The sequence below is a fragment of the Cellulomonas rhizosphaerae genome, assembly GCF_003470205.1.
GTDB classification, from domain to species: Bacteria; Actinomycetota; Actinomycetes; order Actinomycetales; family Cellulomonadaceae; genus Cellulomonas; species Cellulomonas rhizosphaerae.
Genome location: NZ_QWKP01000040.1, coordinates 1 through 3,028, shown reverse-complemented (window position 1 = coordinate 3,028; position 3,028 = coordinate 1). Strand labels below are relative to the sequence as shown.

At 74.0% G+C, this 3,028-nt stretch carries 2 protein-coding genes and 1 pseudogene; all 3 read left to right on the top strand.

Going from position 1 to position 3,028, the window contains the following annotated elements; genetic code table 11:
• Nucleotides 1-668 (top strand): annotated as a pseudogene (locus tag D1825_RS18055) (hypothetical protein); the annotation flags it as partial.
• Complete coding sequence (locus D1825_RS00520) at nt 665-1,663, top strand: hypothetical protein (protein WP_118765593.1); 999 nt, start codon at nt 665-667, stop codon at nt 1,661-1,663. The pseudogene D1825_RS18055 and the gene D1825_RS00520, both read left to right, overlap by 4 nt.
• A gap of 27 nt (nt 1,664-1,690) precedes the next feature.
• On the top strand, nt 1,691-2,617 hold the full coding sequence (locus D1825_RS00515; RefSeq protein ID WP_118765592.1) for a tetratricopeptide repeat protein: 927 nt from the start codon (nt 1,691-1,693) through the stop codon (nt 2,615-2,617).
• Nucleotides 2,618-3,028 lie beyond the last annotated feature (411 nt).

Below are 3,028 nucleotides of genomic sequence, written 5' to 3'. Positions count from 1 at the left end.
CGACGGGCCTCGCCCCGAGCGGTGGCGTGGCAGCCGGCGCTGCCGCGGCCGGGACTGCGGCCGCTGCCGCGGCCGGCACGCCGTCCGGCGGCGCCCCCGCGGACGACGCCGGCACGCCCAAGCCGGCCTGGTTGCGCGGACGGCGTGGTGCGGCTGCACCGACCGCGGCGGCGGAGGCCGCAGCGGACGCATCGTCGCCCGGCGCGGACCCGTCCGCCCCCGACCACGCGCCGTCGGACTCCTCCGAGACCGACGCCACCCAGGCCATCAGGGCGGTCGTCCCAGGCGAGGCTCCTGCCGCGCCGCCCCTGCCCGGCGCGTGGGTCCCGGTGCCGCCGCCGTCCGCGACCCCATCGTCGGGCGCTCCTGCCTCCGGACCCCGGTCCGTCACGCGTCCCGCCTGGCTCCCGATCGGCGCTCCGCTGCCCGGTGCACAGCCTCCGGCGGCACCGCCCGCAGCCCCGCGGGCTGCCGAGCAGGCCGAGCCGACCGACCAGCAGGGCCAGCCCGACCAGCAGGGCCAGCCCGACCAGCAGGGCCAGCCCGACCAGCAGGGCCAGCCCGACCAGCAGGGCGGCTCGCGGGCCGACGCCTGGCGCCGCGCCTGGGGCCTGCCGTCCACCGAGGGCTCCGAGGAACCCACCACCGAGCAGGGGGAGGACCGATGACCCGCCGCCTGCCCCGCGCGGCCGCGCTCACCGCGGGCCTGGTCGCGCTGCTGACGGCGTGCTCGTCGTCGCTGCCGGAGCCGACCCCGCCGCCCGCGCCCGCTGTCGCGCCCGCCGCTGTCACGCCCGGTCAGTCGTCGCGCATCCTGGACGACCTCGGCACCGTGCTCACGGCAGCCGACAAGAAGCTCGACGCCAAGCTCCTCGAGCCGCGGCTCGAGGATCCTGCGCTCGAGATGCGCGAGGCGGAGTACGTGCGCGCCGACGCGACCGACGGCGACCGCGAGCCCACGGCGCTGCCGACCACCGCGCAGGCGACGATCGTCCCGCGCACGGAGTCCTGGCCGCGCACGCAGCTCGTCGTCACCGACCAGCCCGCGGACCTCCAGGCGCAGCGGATCCTCGTGCTCCGCCAGGACGACCCGCGCGCGCAGTTCAAGCTGTGGGGCTGGTCGCGACTGCTGCCGAGCACCCAGATGCCGCCGACCGCCAAGGCGGAGATCGGAAGCCCTGTCGTGGCGCCGGACTCCGAGGCCCTCGTCGTGACGCCGCAGGACGCGATCGCGCAGTACGCCGACGTCCTGACCAAGGACACGAAGTCGAAGTACGACGACGACTTCGCGAAGAACGCCTCGCGCGACGAGATCAACGACCTGCGGGAGCGCAACGAGAAGGCCGTCAAGGGCTCCGGGACGTACGACGAGACGTACACGGCCGACGACGAGCCGGTGGTCAGCCTCGGCACGATCGACGGCGGCGCCATCGTGGTCGGGCGCCTGACCGCGCTCGCCAAGACCACCCTGACGCTCAAGGGTGCGACGCTGCCCATCTCCGACCCGTTCTACCGGGCGCTGACGGGGAAGAAGACCGCCAAGAAGAGCGTCGTGCGTACGTCGACCGACGTCCTGGTGCTCTACGTGCCCCCCAAGGGCTCCGACGCCCCCATGTCCGTGCTCGCCTTCGAGTCGGTCATCACCGACGCCAAGGCCTCCTGACCTCACGCCCCGAAAGGACCCGCACCGATGTCGAACCCCTCCGGCCCGCAGCCGCGCCTGGACGTCCGCGGCGCCGTCGACCTGTCGTCGCTCGCTCGCCCCGCGACCCCGCCGCCGGGGGCGCCCGGCGGTCTGCCCGCGGCGTCGGCCTACGTGGTCGACGTCGACGAGTCCTCGTTCCCGGCCCTGGTGCAGAGTTCGACCGAGTACCCCGTCGTCGTGGTGCTGTGGGCGTCGTGGAGCGAGGTCAGCCAGCAGGCTGTGGCCGACCTCGCCGCGCTGGCCGAGCAGGACGGCGGGCGGTGGCAGCTCGCGCGCATCGACTCCGAGGCCAACCCCCAGGTCGCCGCCGCGTTCCAGGCGCAGTCGGTGCCGTCGGTCGTCGCAGTCCTCGCCGGGCAGCCGCTCCCGCTCTACCAGGGAGCGCCGCCCGCCGACCAGGTCCGCGGCGTGATCGACCAGGTGCTCGCCGCCGCCGAGACCAACGGGCTGACCGGCCGCGTGCCCGCTGCCGGCGCCGAGCAGCCGGAGCCGGAGCCCGAGCCCGAGCTGCCGCCGCTGCACCAGGCGGCCTACGACGCGATCGAGCGCGACGACCTCGAGGCTGCGGTCGAGGCGTACGAGCAGGCGTTGCGCGAGAACCCGCGCGACCAGCTGGCCCGGGCGGGCCTCGCGCAGGTCCAGCTCCTGGTCCGCACGCGGGACGCGGACCTGCAGGCGGTGCGCACCGCAGCCGCCGACCAGCCGCGCGACGTGGAGGCCCAGCTCGCGGTCGCCGACCTCGACGTGCTCGGCGGCAAGGTCGAGGACGCCTTCGGCCGGCTCATCGACCTGCTCGCGATCACCAAGTCCGAGCCTGTGCGGCTGCGCCTGGTGGACCTCTTCGAGGTGGTCGGAACGGACGACGCCCGGGTGGTCCAGTCGCGCCGAGCCATGGCCAACGCGCTCTACTGACGCGTTTGCGCAGGTCACAGGCCTAGAGGCGACTGTGGTGCCCGTCACCACGTCCGGGATTTGCCACCATAGCCGGGGCCTGCGTAATGTTCTCCACGTCGCCCAGCAGGGAGGAACGGACACCGAGGATCGAACCCCGGTGGCTGGTCCCGCAGGCGGCCGCCCCCCAGACTTGAGCTGGAGCGCTCTGCGCCCAGGACGATGTCGGGGGACCTGGAACCTCGTTCCCACCGCTCGAACAGCCCGAACAGGCAGTTTGACGCGGGGGAGCGGCTCCGCTAAGTTAGAACGGTTGCCTCCGGGCAGGTCGAAAGGCCGAAACGGATGCGCGTCTGTTCCTTGAGAACTCAACAGTGTGCCAAGTAGTCGATGCCATATGGCCCGCCATCGTGCGGGTCTTGGTTGAGACTG

Bases quoted from the DNA above. Each gene is read 5' to 3' on its own strand.
- D1825_RS00520 (WP_118765593.1), top strand. From the start codon at position 665: ATGACCCGCCGCCTGCCCCGCGCGGCCGCGCTCACCGCGGGCCTGGTC.
- D1825_RS00515 (WP_118765592.1), top strand. From the start codon at position 1,691: ATGTCGAACCCCTCCGGCCCGCAGCCGCGCCTGGACGTCCGCGGCGCC.